Source organism: Geomonas sp. (assembly GCF_056994735.1).
Window position 1 is genome coordinate 1 of record NZ_JBXKJL010000048.1, and the last position, 1,304, is coordinate 1,304.

2 protein-coding genes are annotated in these 1,304 nt (G+C 32.7%); both read left to right on the forward strand.

Going from position 1 to position 1,304, the window contains the following annotated elements:
• Nucleotides 1–760: 760 nt before the first annotated feature.
• Nucleotides 761–922, forward strand: coding sequence for a hypothetical protein (locus tag AC11W3_RS02430; protein WP_484092417.1), 162 nt, complete (start codon nucleotides 761–763; stop codon nucleotides 920–922).
• Nucleotides 923–924: 2 nt separating this feature from the next.
• A complete protein-coding gene (locus tag AC11W3_RS02435) occupies nucleotides 925–1,167 on the forward strand; it encodes a hypothetical protein (RefSeq protein WP_484092418.1) in 243 nt (80 codons plus the stop codon).
• Nucleotides 1,168–1,304: the final 137 nt, after the last annotated feature.

Below are 1,304 nucleotides of genomic sequence, written 5' to 3' on the forward strand. Positions count from 1 at the left end.
ATGAAGGAATAGAGAGGATTAAATCTAACTGGTTTCATATAGTGAATGGTGATTTTGACCCTCCTACAAGACCTAACAAGTTCTTCTGTGACCATTTCTGTAAACATAAAGAAGATTGCCCAAGACATGCAGTACCGGCAGGGTGGGGAGAGGTAAGATAACGAACAATTTGATAATATGGCGTAATAATCGTAAAACCACGATATATAAAGGTTGAAAGGTGGAATGTTCGTGTTATTAGCAAGAATGGCATTTGGGATTATATTTGTACTTGGAATTGGTCAAGGAATTTATTATATATGCAGTATGCATACTTGTGCTAAATGCGATAAAAAGAGCATGCATAGAGCAAGATGCAAGATTGAAAGTTGGGTTTGTCACAACAAGTTTAATAAGGATTGTTAGGAGGTACAAGATTGAGTCAAAAATTTAAGTTTGTTTATAAATATAAAGGATGTATAGACGAGGTTATCGGATATATATGTTTTGAAAATGAAAGGGAAATACATGTCGAAGATTTACAATGGTAAACACATGTAATTGGTAAGAAAGACATTGTTTCTCAAGAATTAATAAAGTCAGTAAAGCCAGACTTCAAGGCACATTTTGAATTGAAATTTGATATCAAAACCAATTGCGAAAATATGGAGCAAATATTAAAAACTATTTGTGATGTCGTTACAGAGAAACTCAAAGAAAACGTTCAAGATTATACTGAGATAGAAGTGATGCCAACTGTAACAATAATTGAGGTGTAACGATGATTATAGAATGTATAAAGTGTGGTCAGAGAGGAAACTTGAAAACAGGCTCAAATATGGGGTGGTTTGAAATTACTGTAAAGGCAATAGATACAGAAGAAAAGCATGAAGCATCTCTTGTAATTAAATGCACAGAATGTGGAAACGAGGTGGAATATTAATTATGATAGGTCAGCATGTAAAAGAACAGATAGCAGAAGTATGGAAAAATCAAACAAACTATGACCATTCTTATCTTGTCGATGTAGTTGTATGCCGAGAGTTAAGCAAGATACTACAGGAAGAAAACTTTGATTTTAATTTTAATCCAAACGAGTTCTTAATGATGGATGACGAACAATACGACTATGACATTGAAATATCCATCGGAGAAATAGACGAATTAATTGGTTTTCGTTATGAGTAGTTGTTTCACAATACAAATATAATATGCACTAAAACGTATATCGTTAAAACGCTCTATAATCAATTTTAAGACACATTAGCATGTAGTAAGGTAATTGCTCTATTACATGCTAATAATTAATGTACAAGCTAAATATG